Source organism: Limnobacter humi, assembly GCF_024518835.1.
Lineage (GTDB): Bacteria > Pseudomonadota > Gammaproteobacteria > Burkholderiales > Burkholderiaceae_B > Limnobacter > Limnobacter humi.
In genome coordinates, this window is record NZ_JANIGO010000001.1 from 1,033,304 (window position 1) to 1,052,988 (window position 19,685).

Here is a 19,685-nt window from a genome sequence, read left to right on the forward strand (position 1 = left end):
TTGGCTGATTCAAGCGCCTGATTGTAGGGCATCATTCCGAAAAAACAGTTGTTCTAGGAGACTTTCATGCTGAATTTGCCAGGCCTTCAATTTGATTTGGGCGAGGACATTGACGCCCTGCGCGATGCCGTCCAAGCGTTTGCCCAGAAGGAAATTGCCCCGATTGCGGCCGAGATTGATCGGTCTGACCAGTTTCCCATGCACTTGTGGCGCAAGCTGGGTGACATGGGCTTGTTGGGCCTGACTGTGGACGAGGAGTTGGGCGGCAGTGGGATGGGTTATCTGGCCCACATCGTGGCCATGGAAGAAATTTCCCGGGCCAGTGCGTCGGTGGCGCTGAGCTATGGCGCCCACTCCAACCTGTGCGTGAACCAGATTCGCCGCAATGGCAACGACTGGCAGCGCAAAACCTTTTTACCCAAGTTGATTTCTGGCGAGCACATCGGCGCTTTGGCCATGAGTGAGCCCAATGCAGGGTCGGATGTGGTGAGCATGCAGTTGCGCGCCGACAAAAAGGGCGACAAGTATGTGCTGAATGGCACCAAGATGTGGATTACCAATGGCCCCGATGCCGATGTGCTGGTGGTGTATGCCAAAACCGACTTGGCAGCCGGGCCGCGCGGCATCACGGCTTTTCTGATCGAAAAGGGTTTCAAGGGCTTTTCGATTGCACAGAAGCTGGACAAGCTCGGCATGCGCGGCAGCCACACCGGCGAGCTGGTGTTTGAGGACTGCGAGGTGCCCGAAACCCATGTGCTGGGCCGGGTGGGCAGTGGCGTGAATGTGTTGATGAGCGGCCTGGACTTTGAGCGCGCCGTATTGAGCGGCGGCCCACTGGGCATTATGGCGGCGGTGATGGACGTGGTGGTGCCCTACGTGCACGACCGCAAACAGTTTGGCCAAAGCATCGGCGAATTCCAGTTGATTCAGGGCAAGCTGGCGGATTTGTATTCCACCCTGATGGCCACCCGCGCCTATGTGTACCAAGTGGGCAAGGCCTGCGACAAAGCCACGCCCGATACCGTGCGCAAACTGCGCAAGGACTGCGCCGGTGCCATTTTGTACTCGGCTGAAAAGGCCACCTGGATGGCCGGTGAGTCGATCCAGATTCTGGGTGGCAATGGCTACATCAACGAATACCCCTGTGGCCGCTTGTGGCGCGATGCAAAACTCTATGAAATTGGCGCAGGCACCAGCGAAATTCGCCGCATGTTGATTGGCCGGGAGTTGTTTGGCGAGACGATGTAAGGCTGTTTTGTTCAGTCGGATAACCGGATGTGCAGACCCGATTTCTGCACATCCCGACCGGATCTGAACTTCGATTCGCCATGGTCCACTCAATGTTCCGTTTTCTCAGGACCTGACCGTGGGCCTTCTTCGCCAACCGACCGTCAAATGCCAATCCCCGCAGCCAATACCATTGGCACCCAAACGGTTGTTCAGTCGCCCGCAGCCAAGCGGCTGGTTGGCGTGCGCCGCCCGCAGCATTGGTCAGCGCTTTGCATCACCGCGGGCAATCGCCACTCCCCCGGTCCGGGTTCAGGACATTGCTCCCAAGGTTTCATGGGCGCTCAGTCCAAGCAGTGCAGCCGTTCGGGCGACGAAGCAGCCTGTGCCGGCTGTGCGGCAAGTGTCCTTTCCGGCCAATCCCGTGGTCCCACAGGCCGATCGGTTTCCGAACCAGGTGCACTACACCATGGCAAACTCGCCAGGGGTGGTTGCCGGGCTGCCGGGCAGCTTTGGCCCCCTTCAGGCGGACTTGCTGCGCACCTTGACAAACCGCCAAGGTCTGATCGAATGGGGCAACCCAGCCTTCCCATCTTGGGTGGATGGTCTGCAGCATCAGCTTGAGCACACTGGGCCAGTCCGTTTGGGCGGCGTGGTCATCGAGGGCATGCAGATGGTCGGGCAGACTGCAGACCGCACGGACTGGTCTTTGCTGGTGAGCGCCCCCAGCCTTGACGGTGCCGGAGAAATTGAGTCGTTCGTGGTGCCCTTGACCCAGTGCGCCGCGGCATTATCCCCTGTCGGCCGGGCAGAGCCCAGTCTGGAGTTCATTCGGCACAGCGCTGCGGTGGTTGACCACCACTTGAGCCGGGTGGAGTGGGGTTATCACGACAGCCCGCACATGCCGCTGATGTTGAATCACGGTGTGCAAGGTGCTGCAGAATGTGCCGTGGCATTCACCGAGTTGCGTTCACGCGCCTTGTCGGGCCTGGTCGATGGCGCTCAATCGGCGGCCCGCCAGCGCCGGGAAGTGATGGCGACCATGGGTGTTTCATCCAGGCTGACAGGTCCCGAGGTGGTGGCGATTGACGATTGGCTGACAGCTTGCCCGGACGAACCCTTGCCGCCCACGGATGATCAGCATGCCCAGCACTTGCTTGCCCAGCGACGACATCAACCTGCTGTATGGATCCAACCCGCCAATTTGACAGCGGTTCAGCCCCAAATCATCAACCCATCCACACTGGCGGCTTACCGGCAACCCCAACTGCCCAACCATTGCGGCTTGGCGGCTGTGAATGCATTTTTTCAAGCCAATGTGGTAACCCCAGCCCAAGCGGTCCAAATCCTGTTGAAGCAACGCGAGGCGGTGTTTGGTCAGCCTGGTGCGCCCATGGCCACCCTGGGTTTGCCGGGGCTACACCACCCCAAGATCATCCGTGCGCTTCAGGACGGTCAGGCGGTGCGCATGACCCGAACCGAATTCTGTGGTCAGACGCCCCAACGCATCCCCCCGGCGCATGAGGCCTTGTACATGGCTACGCCAGCCGGGGAGTGGGATGCCTTGTGTCGCTTGTCGCCTGGCCAACCCGGCGTAGGCGATGAGATCTGGATCACGCCAGACATCTGGTTGAGCGCCACCACGGGCATGCACCTGGATCAGGTTGAGGGCATGGTCAATGAATTATTGGCTGAACGTCCCCATGCCCCTGCCTGGCAGCACATGCCGGAGCGGGTTGAGCGGCTCAGCGCCATTCAGGCCAGCGGTTGGGCTCACCTCGAACAACAGATCAATGCCACCGTTCTCAGCGCTGAAGGTCAGGGTCGACCTTCAAATTTCCCCATGGTTTGCATGGTGCCCGGCCATTATTTTGCAGTGGCCAGAACATCGGATGGCGCGTGGGTCAAGCTGGACAGCTTGGGCACGGCCAAAGCAGGGATTCAGGCGCCGGAACTGTTTGCGACAGCAGGCGAGTTGGGGCGAAAGTTGAGGGAGGCGGGCGTGATCCATGTGGTGTGTGAACCATTACTAACGTGCTGAAAAGAATGGGCGGTGGATTTGCGTAGAATGGTTGGTACTCAATCCGGCCTTCAACATCATGCACAGCCTGCCCTACGACGCGAAAAACTTCGATGACCTCGACACCGGTGAACTGAGCGAAATCAGCACGTTGACGGAAGAGGAAGAGCGGGCGCTTTCCAAGAAAGTGGCGGCGGATATTCTGGCGGGCTTTGACAAACACTACCGCCTCTTCCGCTACTGCGCCCAGCAAGCCAAAAAACTGTTTGAAGAGGGCGACTGGCATTTGATTCAACGCCTGGCCCGTGACCGGATCGACTTTTACGACGAGCGTGTGAAAGAGGCGGTGGACCTGCTTCGTCGCAACTATGGGCCGCTGCTGCAGTCGGAATCCATCTGGGAGAAAATCAAAACCCGGTATGTGACTTACCTGGTTGACCACAAGCAACCAGAGTTGGCCGAAACCTTTTTCAATTCGGCAGTGACCAAAATTTTGCACCGGGATTATTTCCACAACCGGTTTTTATTTGTGCGCCCTGCGGTCAGCACCGAATACGTGGAAAGCGATCCACCCTCGTACCGCAGCTATTACCCCACCAACCCCTTGTATGGTGGCTTGCGAAAAAGTTTGCGCCAGTTGATTGCTGATTTTGAACTGAATGCGCAGTTTGTCGACCTGGAGCGGGATTTGCGCTATGTGGTGCATGCGGCACGGCAAGTGTTGCCCAGGCCCATCAAGGTCGACCCCGACATGCAGATTCAGGTGTTGTCCAGCCTGTTTTTCCGCAACAAGGGTGCCTATATCATCGGCAAGTTCATCAACGGCAACATGCCCCAGCCGTTTGCCATTCCCATTCTTCGGGATTCCAGCGGACGCCTGTACATCGACACGGTGCTGTTCAATGTTCAGCAAATTGCCACGTTGTTTTCGTTCACGCGGGCCTATTTTTTGGTGGACATGGAAACGCCAGGCGCTTATGTGCAGTTTTTGCGCAGCCTGCTGCCCAACAAACCCAAGGCCGAGATGTACACCATGCTGGGTTTGCAGAAGCAGGGCAAAACCCTGTTCTACCGCGATTTCCTGCACCACCTGAAGCACAGCCACGACGAATTCATTGTGGCCCCGGGTATCAAGGGCTTGGTCATGGCAGTGTTCACGCTGCCGTCTTATCCCTACGTGTTCAAACTCATCAAAGACAAAATTGCGCCGTCCAAAGAAATCGACCGCGCTGGGGTGATGCACAAATACCAGTTGGTGAAATGGCACGACCGGGTTGGACGCATGGCCGACACATGGGAATACAGCCATGTGGGCCTGCCGCTGGAGCGATTTTCGCAGGAGTTGTTGGACCACTTAAAAGACACCTGCGAAAGCTCGCTGACGTTTGAGGAAGACACGGTGGTGATCAAGCACCTGTACATTGAACGGCGCATGACTCCTTTGAACCTCTACCTGCAGCACGGCACCGATGCCGAGGTGGAGCATGGCATCACCGAGTATGGAAACGCCATCAAACAACTGGCAGCCGCCAATATTTTCCCGGGTGACATGCTGTTCAAGAACTTTGGCGTGACTCGCCTGGGTCGTGTGGTCTTCTACGACTACGATGAAATTGAGTACATGAACGACTGTAATTTCCGCCGCATTCCCGAGGCCCCCAACCCGGAGGCGGAAATGTCGCTGGAGCCCTGGTATTCGGTGGGCCCCAAAGATGTGTTCCCGGAGGAGTTTGGTCAGTTTTTGCTGGGCGACCGTCGCGTGCGAAAAGCCTTTTTAAGCCGCCATGCCGACTTGTTGACCTATGAGTTTTGGCAGAACCGGAAAGAGCGGATTGCCGAAGGCCATATTGAGGACATCTTCCCGTATTCCGAGGCTGTTCGATTCACCAATCGATTCCGGAAAACGCTGCGAGATCAGTAATTTACCGACAATGGTCGGTTATATGGGTATACCGAATTTGTTCTTGGGAATGCGCAGCGAAGCCGTTACACTTCGCGGCGTTGCTGTTTCATCGGGCACGTGTGCCCCGCCGTTTCTCATGAAGATTTCCCGCAATGTGTCCCCCCTGCTCAAGGCACAGGTGTTGAGCCTGGTCTTGCTGGCGGGTCAAGCCTCCGCCACCAATGGTTATTTTTCTCATGGCTATGGCACCAAGGCCAAAGGCCGTGGCGGTGTATCGCTGTCGATTGCGGACGATGCCATGGCGCCGGCCAACAACCCGGCCTTGCTGGTGGATGTGGGCAACCGGTTTGATGCCGGTTTTGATGCGTTTGTGCCGCGTCGCGGTGCCGAGCGCACCGGCGGACCTCTGGGTCAGTTTGATTTTTCAGAGCGCAGTGACCGCAACCTATTCATCATTCCCGACTTTGGTTTCAGCAAAAAAATCAATGACCGCATCACAGCCGGTGTGGCCATTTACGGCAATGGCGGTTTGAACACCGATTACCAAAAAGGCAATACCGCAGCCTGCCCGACCAGTTTGGCCTCGGGTGGCCGTGGCAACCCGCTGTGTGGTCAAGGTCCAGCTGGCGTTAATTTGGAGCAACTGGTGGTGGCACCCACGGTGGCGTTTCGCATCAACGCCAACCATGCCGTGGGCATTTCGCCTTTGTTGGTGTATCAGCGCTTTTATGCGGAGGGCCTGCAATTGTTTGGCACTTTTGGCTACAGCGCCGATGCCAACCGCCTGACCAACCAGGGCACCAGCTCCAGCCACGGGCAGGGGTACCGGGTGGGTTATTACGGTACTTACGGGCCAGTGAACCTGGGCTTGTCGTATTCGCCCCGCATCAACATGAGCAAGTTCAATGAATACGCTGGTTTGTTTGCAGGGCAAGGCGACTTTGACATTCCCACCAACAAGGGCCTGGGTGTGTCCTGGAAAGTAACGCCCCGTTTGCGTGTGGGGGCTGATATCACCAAGGTCGAGTTCAGCGAAGTGCCCGCCGTGGGCAACTCGCGGGCTGGCGCTGCCCCGGGCTGTAATTGCCTGGGCAACAGTGATGGCCCTGGTTTTGGTTGGAGCGATGTAACCACCCGGAAGGTTGGATTGGAATACCGCCTAACGGACAACTTGACCTTGCGCGGTGGTTACAACAAAGGCGACAACCCGGTGGGCCCCGAGGATGTGACCTTCAACATTTTGGCGCCTGGCGTGGTCACCAAGCACTACACGGCGGGCTTTACCTACAAGTTGAGCAGCAGTGCGGAATTGTCGGCGCATTACATGCGCGCGCCGAATGTGCGGGTAACTGGACCATCGGCCTTGCCAGTGCCAGGCCCTGTTGAAACGATCGACATGGGGCAGGAAAGTGTGGGGATGACTTTGGGTTTGACGTATTGAGGGTGGGCTCAGGGTGTGAGCCCGATGTGATTCTGGGTGATTGGATACCCCGAAGCAAAACCGGTGGCCTGGTCTGTTTTATGGCCCCGTCAGCAATACCAGTCGTCCGGTCCGAACGCCCCCCGAATGTAAAGGTTGCCCCGCGCATGTCGAACCGTCCCGAGAACTCGCGCCGGTGGCGCTCAAACATCTCGGTCCGTGTGTTCGAATGCTGTGCGGGTCAAACCAATCGGGTGGCTGAATGTTCGGAGCCGGGCACACCGGTATTGCTGGGGCGGCCTGCGCGGTTCACCTCGCCTGCAGCGACATTCAGGACAATCTGCAAAACCGTGCCAAGCAGGCGCGGTGAACTGACCAGCGGTCAGTTCAGAGGTCGATTCCCGACCGTGTTTTTTGGAGGGTCGACCTCAGCGATCGCGAGGCTCAGGTTTTGAAATACAGATTGGCCGTCGCCAAGGGCGAGGTAACTGCGCAGAGCTGCGACTCAAACTGAAGTAAAGGACAGGCATTGATACGTGTAGTGCGGTCATCAGCGCATTGTCTTTGCTGGCAACAACAACTCCCTCGCTGCAATTTTTTCCGGCTGAAACTTGTTCACCGGCACGTCCAGTTCATAGCCCAAGGCCACGCCGCACAGCAGTTTGTACTGTTTCGGAATTTCAAAATGTTTGTCCAGTGGGCTGCGGAACAGTCCCAATGCACCTTGTGCACAACTGCCCAAGCCTGCATTGGTGGCCGCCAGCATCAGGCTTTGCAGATAAATGCCCGCGTCCAGCGCGCTATAAATGCCCACGCCTTCATGCACAAACAGAAACACCGCCGCAGGGGCACCAAACAGCCTGAAGTTCTCGGCCATGGCTTGGTCGCGGGCTTTCAGGTCGTCTCGTTTCACACCCAGCACGCCGTACAGGCCCTTACCGCATTCCACTCGGCGACCTTGCAGGTCTTTGGGGTAGTTCACCACGGGTTTGACGTCGCCGTCTGGAATGCCCGGGTCCCTGGTTAGCAGGCCGGTGAGTTGTTTCAGCTTGCCCCCGCGCTGCAGGGCAATGGTGCGTTGAAACCGGGAATACAGCTCGGTCCGAAGGCTTTCCAGCACAGGGCCGGTGGCCAGAGCCAGTCGATAAGGGTGGGTGTTGGACCAGCTGGGCGACAGGGCGGCCTCCTGCAGAATTTGCTGCAGAAGCGCTTCTGGAACAGGTTTGCTGTCAAATGCACGAACACTGTGGCGGGCTTTTAATGTGTCAAGGAATTCCATGTTCCGACGTCCTGTGTAATAGTCTTTGGCATACCGCCAGCAGTTTAGAGGAATTATTCCTAGCCAAGCCGACCAGCGCGCGACTATTCTCTCAACTGACAATACAGAAAGTCACATAAGGGGACAACATTCATGAACAATCCACACGTCGACGTACTGATCATTGGGGCTGGCCTGTCCGGCATTGGCGCGGCTTGCCACATCAAGCAGAACTGCAAGGGCAAGAGCATTGCCATTCTGGAGCGCCGCAAGGCCATTGGCGGTACATGGGACTTGTTCCGCTACCCTGGCATCCGCTCTGACTCTGACATGTTCACGCTGGGTTACAGCTTCAAACCCTGGAAGGGCGAGAAGGTGTTGGCCAATGGTGATGAGATCCGCAATTATGTGACCGAGGCTGCCGAAGAATTCGGTGTGACCCAAGACATCCACTTTGGTCGCAAAGTTGTCAGTGCGCAATGGAACTCTGAGCAGTGCCAATGGACTGTGGAAGCCTTGGACGAAGAAAGCGGCAAAACCGAGGTGTTCACCAGCAGCTTTCTACTGGGTTGTACCGGTTATTACAACTACGACCAAGGCTATTTGCCCGAATTCAAGGGCATCCAGAAATTCAAGGGTGAACTGGTACATCCGCAAAAATGGACGGCTGACATCGACTACACCGGCAAGCGTGTGGTGGTGATTGGTTCGGGCGCCACAGCCATTACCTTGGTGCCCGCCATGAGCGACAAGGCGGCCCATGTCACCATGCTGCAGCGCTCGCCCACCTACATCGCGTCGATTCCCTCTGTCGACCCCGTGTCCTCTGTCTTGAAGAAATTCATGCCCGACACCCTGGTGTACAAAATTGGCCGCGCCCGCAACATCGGCTTGCAGCGTTTGATTTTCAAGCTGTCGAAAGAACGCCCCAAAGCCATCAAACGCCTGCTGCTGGGCGCAACCCGCCTGCGCATGGGCAAAGACTTCGACATGAAGCACTTCACCCCCAGCTACAACCCTTGGGACCAGCGCCTGTGTGTGGTGCCCGATGGCGACCTGTTCAAGGTGCTGAAGCAGGGCAAAGCCAGCATTGTGACCGACCACATCGACAGCTTTGTGGAAAACGGCATCAAGCTGAAGAGCGGCCAGGTGCTGGAAGCCGACATGGTGGTGACGGCCACTGGTTTGGACCTGCAAATTTTGGGCGGCATGAGCCTGACGGTGGATGGTGAAAGCCTGTCACCCAGCCAGACCATGAGCTACAAGGGTGTGATGATGAGTGGCATCCCCAACTTTGGCATGGTGTTTGGTTACACCAACGCCAGCTGGACACTGAAAGCCGACCTGGCTGCGGAATACATGTGCCGCCTCATCAACCACATGGAGAGCAAAGGTTTCAGCAAAGTGGTGCCGCAGGCCCATGGCGTGGACATGAACAACACCCCCATGTTTGATCTGGAAGCGGGTTACATGAAACGTGCGGCTGACCGCCTGCCCAAGCAGGGCGGTAAGTTCCCATGGACCATCGAGAACAATTACCTGGCCGATCGCCCTGTGCTGAAGAAGAGCAAGATTGAGGATGAATACCTCGACTTCAGCAAAGTGGTTGTGGCAGCGGCGAAACCCGCTCGCAAGGCCAGCCGCAAGCCTGTGGCCAAAGCCGCGTAACACTCGCCATCAACCGTCACCCCGCAGGGTGACGCCATTGGCTCAAATAGAGCCTGCCGATTAGCCTTCTCGGTCCCATGCGATCGAGAAGGCTTTTATGTTCACCACCTTGTACCCGGTGTTTGGTCAAGCCGTCAAGCCGGCTTTGGGCTATGAATTCCGGGGCAACTTGTGGTTGTTCATGGACCCTCAAACCCAGCTAACCCCCTGGCTGGTGCTCCACCGTCAATCCACCACCGACAGTGAACTGGACCAACTGCTGCACGTCGGCTTGATCAAGCCCGGCTCGGGCAGTTCGGTGGACTGCGAGGTGCTCCGCCATTTTGGCTTGTTGGCCAAGGGGCATGAGCATGGCCGCTGGTGGATGGACCATGCTGAAGAAACGCGCACCGCCTTGTTCACTGGTCAATTGGTGGTTCTCAAGCTGCCGCTGGAACCTGCGACATTCCTGAGGCTGCGAAACCCCGATAGCCCCTATTGGGCCAGCTTGTCGAAATTGCAGTCAATGGCGCAGCCCCCTGCAGACCGCGAGCGCAATGGTGCTGTTTGTGAAATGGCCAACCTCCTGTTGGCCCGCTGGAAAACAGCTGACTTGGCCAACCTGGAGTTTCAAAGTCGAAGCCGCGTTCGGCAATTGCTGCAAGAGGCCGGTGCTTTGGCGCAAGGCACTGGCAGTGCAGTATGGGGGTTTGCCGAAGGCGCAGCACAAACTGTCGTGGTGCCATTCAAATGGGCGTTTGATGCAGCCCTGTTTCAATTGGAGGTGGTTGATCAGGTAAGTCAGTTCAAGTTTGCGGAAGTGCGCCAGCGGTTTATCGACATGGGCATGGGTGTTTACAACACCCAAGAACAACTGTCGGCCATGGTCAAAGAGGGTGCACACCTGCTGGGCTTGTGCATGGAAGACCGCAGCCTTCGCGATGCTGTTTTTTGTTTTCTGGATGGCTACAAGGAAAGCACGGGCCACCTGGCCTATGTGCGGGGTAGCACGGAGGTGGTGGTCAATATCGGCATTGAGGTGTTCATTGCCTTGGCCACCTTGGGTGGCAGCCTATCGGTCACCGCTGTGCGCATTGCCGAACGCGTCGGCCCATTCTCACGTGTGTTGCTGGAGCACCTGGCCCGGTTTGCCCGATACAAGTCCGAAACCAAACTGGCTGGGGACACTGCCGGCACCACAGCACGCACTGCAGGCAAAGTGGAACGGGTGGCCGCCCGCGAAACGCCAGACGCGGCTGAGGTCACCACCAAAGTCACCACCAAAGCCGAAGGGGCCAACACCCCCAAGGTGAAAGACACCAAAACCACCGGTGAACCCATCAGCCTCATCAACGGGGAAGAACTGCTGCAACTCACCGACGCGCAGTTGCCTGGCCTCATCCCCTTGGCGTGGACCCGAACCTACCGCAGCACGTTGGCAGAGGCCGGTGAGGGGAGCGAGTTGGGGGTAGGCTGGTTCCATCCGTTGAGCCACTACTTGCGGATTGACTCCCGGGACATCATTTGGCACGACGACGAGGGCCGCCGAATACCCTTCGAGAAGATTGGCATCGGCGAAACCTGTGTCAACACGGTTGAACGCATCGTGCTGCGTCGACCATCCGAAGGGTGCTATACCCTATCGCCTGCCGATGGTCTTGGTCATGTCTTGCACTTTCAGATTAACCCCGCAGACCCAGGCCATGCACAGCTCACATCCATCGCTGACGCATTTGGTCAGGCCATTGAAGTGCTGCGCAGTGCAGAAGGCCACCTGCAGGGGTTGCGGCAAGGCGCTTGGCAATGGTGCTTTCACACCAATGACCAAGGGCTGATCACCCGGATTGACCAATTGCCGCGCAAGGCCGTCAACCCCACGGGCTTGGCCGAACGCACCTTGGTGCATTACACCCACAGCGAGGAAGGTGACCTCAGCTGCGCCCGCGACCCCAATGGCTACGAAGAGCACTACCGCTACCACGGGCACCGGTTGGTGCAACGTACCCTCAAAAGCGGTTACAGCATTCACTTTGAGTGGATACAACTGCCCGGCGAAAGCCACCACCGCTGCACCAGCCAATGGGGCGACCCGGTGGATGGGCAACCCACCTACACCTACTGCTACGAATGGAATGCGGAAGACGGCTGCAATGTCTCCATCGACAGCCGCGCAGGCCGCACCGCCTGCCGCTTCAACCATCGCGGCCAATTGGTGTACGAGCGGGACCCCGAAGGTGGTGTGCAACGCTGGCGCTACGGTGCGCAGGGTGAATTGTTGGAGCATGTTGACGCAGACGGTGCGTTAAACACCTGGGCTTACACTGAGCAAGGCTGGCCAGCCGAACATCGGAACCCGCTGGGGCATGTTCGTCGTTGGCAATGCAATGCATCTGGCCAGGTGGTGGCTAAAGTGGATCCGGAAGGCCACACCACCCGCTACCAATACAACCCGCAAGGCCTGTTGGTGAGAAGCCTGTTACCCGATGGTGTCGAGCATGCCTGGCAGTACAACGAACAGGCTCAGTTGGTGCAATACACCAACCCGCTGGGGCAGCGCACACGCTGGGTGTATGACCGCGATGGTTTGCCCGCTGCCGAGGTACATCCCGATGGCACGCGGCACCTGTATGTCTACAACACCTGGGGCCAAGTGGTGGCCATTACTCGCGGAGCAGGTAACACCACCCGCTACAGCTACGACCTGGCGGGCCAGTGTACCCGCATGGAAGGCCCGGGCGGGCAAGTTCAGCACTACACCTACAGCCCACTGGGCCAGTTGCAAAGCAAGGTTGATCCACAGGGCAACACCACCTGGTATGCATACGATCACCGACTGGGTCAGCCCAGCAAAAGAATCAATGCGCTTGGGCAAGTGCAGCATTACCACTACGACAGTGAGCGGAACCTGGTGGCACTCACCGACGAAAATGGGCAAACCCACCGGTTTGAATATGATTTGTGCGAAAGGCTGATCGGTCAGACGGGTCCTGACGGCCGCCAACAACACCACGATTACAGCAAGGCCGGGCATTTGCTGCACAGCCGGGAATCGCTGGACTTCGGGCATGTATTGCACATTCACCATCAGCGGGATGCGCTGGGGCGCTTAACACGCACACTGCGTGAGCGCTGCAATGCCCAGGGTGATGTGCTTGAGCACGATCATGCAGACTTTGAATACAATGCCCGCAGCGAACTGCTGAAAGCCAGCAATGCCCATCGCAGCCTGAGTTGGCAATACGATGCGTTGGGGCGTGTGGTGGCCTCAGCCCAAACCGGTACACAGGGGTGCTTTGAGATCAAAGCCCAATACAATGCTGTGGGCTGGCCCAGTGCATTTCAGTGGGGTTTCAAGAATCAGCAGGCTCATACGCTGAGCCTTGCCTATGGCTTTGATGGACAGGTGCGTGAAATGTGCTGGAACGGCGAATTGCTCAGCCAGTTTCAGTACGACGAATATGGCCGGGAAACCTTGCGCAGTTTGTCCAATAGTTTGCAGAGCCAGCGGCACTATGACCCACAGGGGCGGTTGCAGTCGATCGCTACGGGTTTTAATCATCAGCACCACACGGGCTCAAGCCATGAGCCTCATCCACAGCAGACGATTAAACGCCAATACCAGTACAACAGCGTCAACCAGCTGATTGGGGTGGTTGAAGCACACGGAAAACAACGCTGGCAGACCCGTTACCACTACGATGTGTTGCACCGCCTAAGCCATGTGGACGGGCCCAACCCCGAAGCGTTTTTATTTGACCCCGCCAGCAATCTGCTCGAGCACCTGCACGGTGAGCAGGCCACAGCGGCCATGCAGCAACAGCAATTGCCACCTGCCCACAGCCCCAATGCACACCGGCCCCAGCAAGTGCCGGGCAACCGTTTAAAAAACCAAAGTGGCCGGCAGTTTAAGTACGACAGCCAGGGCAACCGCACAGAGCACAGTGTTGGCCAAACCCACGAGCGCTACCACCACAACCTGTGCAACCAACTGGCCAAGTATGAGCAACACCAACAAGGCCAGTTGCAGTGCACCGCCCACTACACCTACGACCCACTGGGCCGGCGCGCCAGCAAAACCGTGCAATGGGCCGATGGTCGGCGCAGCACCGTGCAGTTTTACTGGCAAGGCCCCACGCTGCTGGCCGAGTACGAAACCCGGCATGGTCAGGGCACAGCCCAAGACCACAGCACCCACTACCTGTACAAGCCCGGCAGCTTTGAACCGGTGGCCCAAGTGGTCGATGGGCAAGTGCAGCACATCCACACCGACCACCTGGGCACCCCCCGAGAGTTGAGCAATGGCCAGGGCCAGTGGGTTTGGAAAGCCCGATACCGAACCTACGGTGCGCTGGCGCTGCAAGAGGAGGCTGTTGAAGAGCAGAACCCAGCGGCGTGCAAGCTGCGGTTTCAGGGGCAATACTGGGACGAAGAAAGCGGCTTACACTACAACCTGAACCGGTACTACGACCCGCAGACTGGGCAGTTCATTAGCCAAGACCCGATTGGTTTGGCCGGCGGATTGAACCTGTACCAGTACGCACCCAACCCGGTGACGTGGGTGGATCCGTGGGGGTTGAGTAGTAAGGAAGATTATGGGTTGACTGTTGCGGGCAATCGCTATCAGTCGATTGTAGATCGTGTACCTGGAAGGTTAGTTTCAAAAGCAGACGCCTTAACCCCGGGTGCCTTGGGTGATGATCTTTCAGGCTTACCAGGAACTTTCTCCGGAGGTCGTTATGCGACAATCGAATTGGATAAACCTATGACAGTTTATCGAGCCTGGACACCTGGGCAGTCCAAAGAACTTGGTGCATTCTGGTCACTGGAGAAGCCCGCAGGTTCCCTGCAAACACGGATTGATTCTGCTCTGTTGCCCGACTGGGGAAATATCCGTGGCACTCCTTTTAGCGCTCAAGCGAGTCGGTACACCAGCATTAATTTGCCCGCCGGTACAACTATTCATATTGGTGAAGTTGGTGCTCAAGGCGGTGCTTGGGTTGGGGGTAAAAGTCAATTATTGATTGAAGGCGGCGCCCAGTCTGCCTGGAAGACTGGTGGGGGACTATTGAAATGAGCGAAGGTTCGAGAGCTGTTCTATGTGACTGCGAAAAGCTGCGGGAATGCAAATCATTTGATGGTTGGAAAGATTTTGATTCGTTTGTTGAGTTGTTGAACAAAGCAGGTGTTGTGTCAACTACACCTGTTATCACACCTTATTTCAATGTTGGTTTATCAGAGAATTGGTATCGGTGTGAAAAATGTCAACGAGTTTGGCGTTTGGTTGAGCCAGATCCACCATTTTCTGGCTTGTGGGAGCGTGTCGCTTAGCTATAGGTAGTTATCGATCAAATAAATTTGTTGGGATGAAACCATTAAATAATGAGTTATAACCAAGTCTGGTGTTTGAGAGTCTGAAGAGGACGCGGTGTATCAACCTTGCCATTCTCGATGAATGGCAGTTGAGTATAGATCCTACAACTGAATTCAAACCTGCTAAGGGGGCGTGGATTCCTGAAGGGGTTGCAGCGGAGCAAATCGGGCCGGTGACAGGAGAAATTAGACCGGGGGGAGGCTATCAAGGTTTGATTGATGTTCATAATTTGCAGAAGTCATCAATTGTTCGGACTAAATTCTTACCGAAGGGGCGGTAGTGATAGACATTCAACAGCTTGCCCAAATGATTCAAGATTTGACCGCGATGTCCTACGCACGTACTGATCAACAAGGGCTAAAGATCTATCAGAGTATTTTGGAACGACTAAAACTCTGCCAATCGGATGAAAATGCTCGTGAGTTACATCGGTTGCTCTGCAATGCTTTGCTGGGAATGGAGGCTCACGGGTTTTTTCAAAAAGACGAATGGCAGATTATTGAGCGAATAAGAGCGCTTTAACCGCCCACTACACCTACGACCCACTGGGCCGCCGTGCCAGCAAAACCGTGCAATGGGCCGATGGGCGGCGAAGCACCGTGCAGTTTTACTGGCAAGGCCCCACGCTGCTGGCCGAGTACGAAACCCGGCATGGTCAGGGCACAGCCCAAGACCACAGCACCCACTACCTGTACAAGCCCGGCAGCTTTGAACCGGTGGTCCAAGTGGTGGATGGGCAAGTGCAGCACATCCACACCGACCACCTGGGCACCCCCCGAGAGTTGAGCAATGGCCAAGGCCAGTGGGTGTGGAAAGCCCGATACCGAACCTACGGTGCGCTGGCGCTGCAAGAGGAGGCTGTTGAAGAGCAGAACCCAGGGGCGTGCAAGCTGCGGTTTCAGGGGCAATACTGGGACGAAGAAAGCGGCTTACACTACAACCTGAACCGGTACTACGACCCGCAGACTGGGCAGTTCATTAGCCAAGACCCGATTGGTTTGGCCGGCGGATTGAACCTGTACCAATACGCACCCAACCCGGTGACGTGGGTGGATCTGTGGGGGTTGACGAGTAAAGAGGAACATGGGGTTAGTCGAAAATATGGCCCACACGAAAAGGGTCCTCTAGGTGACCCTAATGATCCTAGTTCGAAAGCATCGACTTTTCGCAGCGGGACGTATACTGAAAAAGTATCAGATGGGCAGGTCACCGTATACAGGGATCACGGTGGTATGGCTCAAGCCAATGGTCGATACTGGACACCAGAACCATCGATGGGACCTCTGCAGTCTCAAATGGATAGCGCGGTACTACCTGAGTGGGGAAATACCTTTCAACATAAATCGCAAATGACCATTCCGCAAGGTACCGTTTACTATGAGGGCCCAGCGGCTCAGCAAGTCGGATCTGAAGGAATGAGGTCGAAATTAATGGGTGGGGGAACACAGATTTACATACCTAAAGTAGATGCGGGGCTAATCAAACCATATGGACCTTAATAGCTTTCAAAGTTTGACTCATTGGCTACAGACCGCCAGGACAGTTGCGTTCCGTTTAGACAGTGCGTGTTTGGGTCGACCAGGGGACAATCAATTCGATTTTTTGACCTCTTCATTCAAAGATGGCGTTACCGAATTGCATTTCTCGCCGAATTTGAAGATAGAAATATCGGATCCAAAGGAATTCAATATTTTTCCAGACCGTGTCAATTTTCTGTCCGCTGATGTTATTAACATTGTTTGGTTTGGTAACAAAAGTACCCTTGTCAAAGCGAATATGACGTTGGAATCTTGAGTGTAAAGTAACGAATTGCTAGCTAAAAACACCGATAAACTTTTAGAAGATGAAGTACGCAGGTTTATGTCAGAGAGTAGGTTTTAGTCATCAAATAATGGCTGTTAATTCTGGAATTTGAATCTTATTTCCGTCATAACGAATCAGAATTAAAAGGCTCGCATCGTGCCGGCTACATGCAGAGGCGTGCAATGGGCCGATGGGCGGCGAAGCACCGTGCAGTTTTACTGGCAAGGCCCCACGCTGCTGGCCGAGTACGAAACCCGGCATGGTCAGGGCACAGTCCAAGACCACAGCACCCACTACCTGTACAAGCCCGGCAGCTTTGAACCGGTGGCCCAAGTGGCGGATGGGCAAGTGCAGCACATCCACACCGACCACCTGGGCACCCCCCGAGAGCTGAGCAATGGCCAGGGCCAGTGGGTTTGGAAAGCCCGATACCGAACCTACGGTGCGCTGGCGCTGCAAGAGGAGGCTGTTGAAGAGCAGAACCCATCGGCGTGCAAGCTGCGGTTTCAGGGGCAATACTGGGACGAAGAAAGCGGCTTACACTACAACCTGAACCGGTACCACGACCCGCAGACTGGGCAGTTCATTAGCCAAGACCCGATTGGTTTGGCCGGTGGATTGAACCTGTATCAGTACGCACCCAACCCGGTGACGTGGGTGGATCCGTGGGGGTTGAGTAGTAAAGATGGTTGTCAACTTCAGCTATATTGGCCACCAAATCGCGGTTTTATTGGAGCACCTTCAAAGGGGTCTCTTCTCGAGGGGTATGAGATCAGTCGCTACGGTGGTTTTGTTGATGAAAGTGGGGTGTTTCATGACTTTGGTACTTTTGTTGCACCGAGGGACGTTCCGTATCCTATGAGAGCTTTACCTCCAGGAACTGATCAGAAACCATTTTCTGTCTATAGAGTTGTAAAGGAAATTCATAATGTTCCAAGTGGACCTGCGGCATCTTATTTTGGCGAAATTGGTGGTGGCATACAACACGAATTACCGATGCCAATAGAAAAACTCATAGAGAGTGGTCATGTCGAGCTTTTGCAAAGGTCTTTCTTCGGAAAATAGTCAGAGCGAGTATCAAATGAAAGATAGATTTTTAGACAACTTCAATACGGACTCGCCTCCTGTTGGCGAGAATATTTGGTATCTGTGTACGGTATGTGACACCGCTATTAGTTCTATGTCGGTTCGGTCCATAGCATGTAGCTGTTATAACCTAATTATTGATGTGGACGCGCATCGATTTTCCGTAAAAGATGAGAGTAATTTCAGGGTGTTCGTTAAAAGCTAAAAGGTATAACTAAGGAGGCTCTACAGGCTCTCTATTTTCTTGGGCGAGTTGCGATCTTCCTTTAAATTTTTTTGGGAATACCGCGAGAGTCTCTAAATTGCACCGCCCACTACACCTACGACCCACTGGGCCGGCGCGCCAGCAAAACCGTGCAATGGGCCGATGGGCGGCGAAGCACCGTGCAGTTTTACTGGCAAGGCCCCACGCTGCTGGCCGAGTACGAAACCCGGCATGGTCAGGGCACAGTCCAAGACCACAGCACCCACTACCTGTACAAGCCCGGCAGCTTTGAACCGGTGGCCCAAGTGGCGGATGGGCAAGTGCAGCACATCCACACCGACCACCTGGGCACCCCCCGAGAGCTGAGCAATGGCCAGGGCCAGTGGGTTTGGAAAGCCCGATACCGAACCTACGGTGCGCTGGCGCTGCAAGAGGAGGCTGTTGAAGAGCAGAACCCATCGGCGTGCAAGCTGCGGTTTCAGGGGCAATACTGGGACGAAGAAAGCGGCTTACACTACAACCTGAACCGGTACCACGACCCGCAGACTGGGCAGTTCATTAGCCAAGACCCGATTGGTTTGGCCGGTGGATTGAACCTGTATCAGTACGCACCCAACCCGGTGACGTGGGTGGATCCGTGGGGGTTGACGTGTAAAGAGTACGAATACAACATGGTAGAGAGTCCTGGTCCACTCGCCGAAATGCCTGGTCAGCCGGCAACTAATTTCTCCTCTGGAAAATATAACCAAAAGGCATTGGTGGAAGATAAAATTTATTACCGTGGCGGAAAAAGTGGTGGAGGTAAAAACGCATTTGGTCAATGGTTTAACACATCCCCTCCTGAGTCTGTTGCAAAAGTCCGAATTGATAATGCCGTCAAACCTCAATGGATCGATCCGAATAGCTTGGTTCTACAAGGGCAATCGCCAATCGATACGGTATATGCGATCAAGATTCCCAAGGGAACGACTGTATTTGAAGGCCCGGTCGGTTATCAAGGTGGTTTGTATGTTGGTGGTCAAGAAATGATGCAAACGTTTATCCCAAAGCCATGGTCTATTCCAGGTGTAGAAGTGATCTCAGAAATACCGTTGAAATGAAACAATTCGACCGCATCAGAAGTTCATTTGAATATCTTTTGCCTTTACTGCATTCAGAAGGTGAGTGTTATCTCGCGCAAAAAATTCGAGAGGGCTGTGCGGTGATTGACGACATAGAGCAAGGCGTTGTCTCGGAAGAAAAAGGTCTTCGGTTATTGAAAGAAATTCACAAAACAATGTACTGGGCTCATGGAGGATTGGCAGACTTTCATGTTTGGCGCGAATCAGCGGAGGAAAGGGCGCATGTGAATCAGGAGATTGCAAAGCGAGTGGATTTCATATGGGGTGAGCTACGGGAAAACTAAACAATCGGCGGGGTGAATCGCCCCGTGTTACAGAGCCATCGGTACTTAGTTTGTAACCCCGAGTCTTGTCAATGGCAGGTTATGAGAGATTTCTACTTCACAGTAAAAAACTTGCACAGCAGATTAAAGATTTAGGCTTTGTTAATCAGGGCGATGGTCGGTAATCCCCCCATTTTTAACTGGGTTCGAAAGTAGAGCTTAGGCCGCGATGGGCAACTTCATTTTGGGTGTGATTCCACCGATGGCCATGTTGGGCCTTTGGTGATTGTAAATCCACATCCAGTCTGTTGCGTGTTCCTGTATTTGCTCCAAGTCATCAAATAAATGTTGAGCCAGCCAA

At 55.4% G+C, this 19,685-nt stretch carries 14 protein-coding genes; 12 read left to right on the forward strand and 2 right to left on the reverse strand.

Features of this window, described 5'->3' with window-relative positions; translation table 11 throughout:
• The first annotated feature begins 66 nt into the window (after positions 1-66).
• From NQT62_RS04885 to NQT62_RS04900, 4 genes are all read left to right on the forward strand, one after another.
• Positions 67-1,248, forward strand: coding sequence for an isovaleryl-CoA dehydrogenase (locus NQT62_RS04885; protein ID WP_306173526.1), 1,182 nt, complete (start codon positions 67-69; stop codon positions 1,246-1,248).
• A gap of 448 nt (positions 1,249-1,696) precedes the next feature.
• Positions 1,697-3,268: a hypothetical protein gene (locus NQT62_RS04890; RefSeq protein WP_256763487.1), complete on the forward strand. Its 1,572-nt coding sequence runs from the start codon at positions 1,697-1,699 to the stop codon at positions 3,266-3,268.
• 58 nt (positions 3,269-3,326) lie between these two features.
• Positions 3,327-5,168, forward strand: coding sequence for a bifunctional isocitrate dehydrogenase kinase/phosphatase (gene aceK, locus NQT62_RS04895; RefSeq protein ID WP_256763488.1), 1,842 nt, complete (start codon positions 3,327-3,329; stop codon positions 5,166-5,168).
• A gap of 118 nt (positions 5,169-5,286) precedes the next feature.
• Positions 5,287-6,591 (forward strand): OmpP1/FadL family transporter, encoded by a 1,305-nt coding sequence (locus NQT62_RS04900; RefSeq protein WP_256763489.1) that lies wholly within the window; start codon positions 5,287-5,289, stop codon positions 6,589-6,591.
• Positions 6,592-7,120: 529 nt separating this feature from the next.
• Here the strand turns inward: NQT62_RS04900 and NQT62_RS04905 are convergent.
• Positions 7,121-7,849 (reverse strand): nitroreductase, encoded by a 729-nt coding sequence (locus NQT62_RS04905; RefSeq protein ID WP_256763490.1) that lies wholly within the window; start codon positions 7,847-7,849, stop codon positions 7,121-7,123.
• A gap of 132 nt (positions 7,850-7,981) precedes the next feature.
• Between NQT62_RS04905 and NQT62_RS04910 the strand changes: the two genes are divergently transcribed.
• The 8 genes from NQT62_RS04910 (at position 7,982) to NQT62_RS04950 (ending at position 19,345) form a co-directional block, all read left to right on the forward strand.
• On the forward strand, positions 7,982-9,496 hold the full coding sequence (locus NQT62_RS04910; RefSeq protein ID WP_256763491.1) for a flavin-containing monooxygenase: 1,515 nt from the start codon (positions 7,982-7,984) through the stop codon (positions 9,494-9,496).
• A gap of 97 nt (positions 9,497-9,593) precedes the next feature.
• A complete protein-coding gene (locus NQT62_RS04915; RefSeq protein ID WP_256763492.1) occupies positions 9,594-14,549 on the forward strand; it encodes an RHS repeat-associated core domain-containing protein in 4,956 nt (1,651 codons plus the stop codon).
• Positions 14,546-14,803, forward strand: a complete 258-nt coding sequence (locus NQT62_RS04920) for a hypothetical protein (RefSeq protein ID WP_256763494.1) — start codon at positions 14,546-14,548, stop codon at positions 14,801-14,803. The genes NQT62_RS04915 and NQT62_RS04920 overlap by 4 nt, the downstream gene beginning before the upstream one ends.
• 322 nt (positions 14,804-15,125) lie before the next feature.
• Entirely contained in the window at positions 15,126-15,368 is a 243-nt protein-coding gene (locus tag NQT62_RS04925) for a hypothetical protein (RefSeq protein WP_256763495.1), read from the forward strand.
• Positions 15,369-15,415: 47 nt separating this feature from the next.
• Positions 15,416-16,345 (forward strand): RHS repeat-associated core domain-containing protein, encoded by a 930-nt coding sequence (locus NQT62_RS15430; protein ID WP_370569128.1) that lies wholly within the window; start codon positions 15,416-15,418, stop codon positions 16,343-16,345.
• Between the two features lie 481 nt (positions 16,346-16,826).
• A complete protein-coding gene (locus NQT62_RS15435) occupies positions 16,827-17,714 on the forward strand; it encodes an RHS repeat-associated core domain-containing protein (RefSeq protein WP_370569129.1) in 888 nt (295 codons plus the stop codon).
• Positions 17,715-18,011: 297 nt separating this feature from the next.
• Entirely contained in the window at positions 18,012-19,040 is a 1,029-nt protein-coding gene (locus NQT62_RS15440; RefSeq protein WP_306173527.1) for an RHS repeat domain-containing protein, read from the forward strand.
• A complete protein-coding gene (locus NQT62_RS04950; protein ID WP_256763496.1) occupies positions 19,037-19,345 on the forward strand; it encodes a hypothetical protein in 309 nt (102 codons plus the stop codon). Before NQT62_RS15440 ends, NQT62_RS04950 begins: the two co-directional genes overlap by 4 nt.
• A gap of 198 nt (positions 19,346-19,543) precedes the next feature.
• Here NQT62_RS04950 and NQT62_RS04955 read toward each other — a convergent pair.
• The coding region (locus NQT62_RS04955) for an integrase core domain-containing protein (RefSeq protein WP_256763555.1) at positions 19,544-19,685 on the reverse strand (142 nt) is incomplete at its 5' end.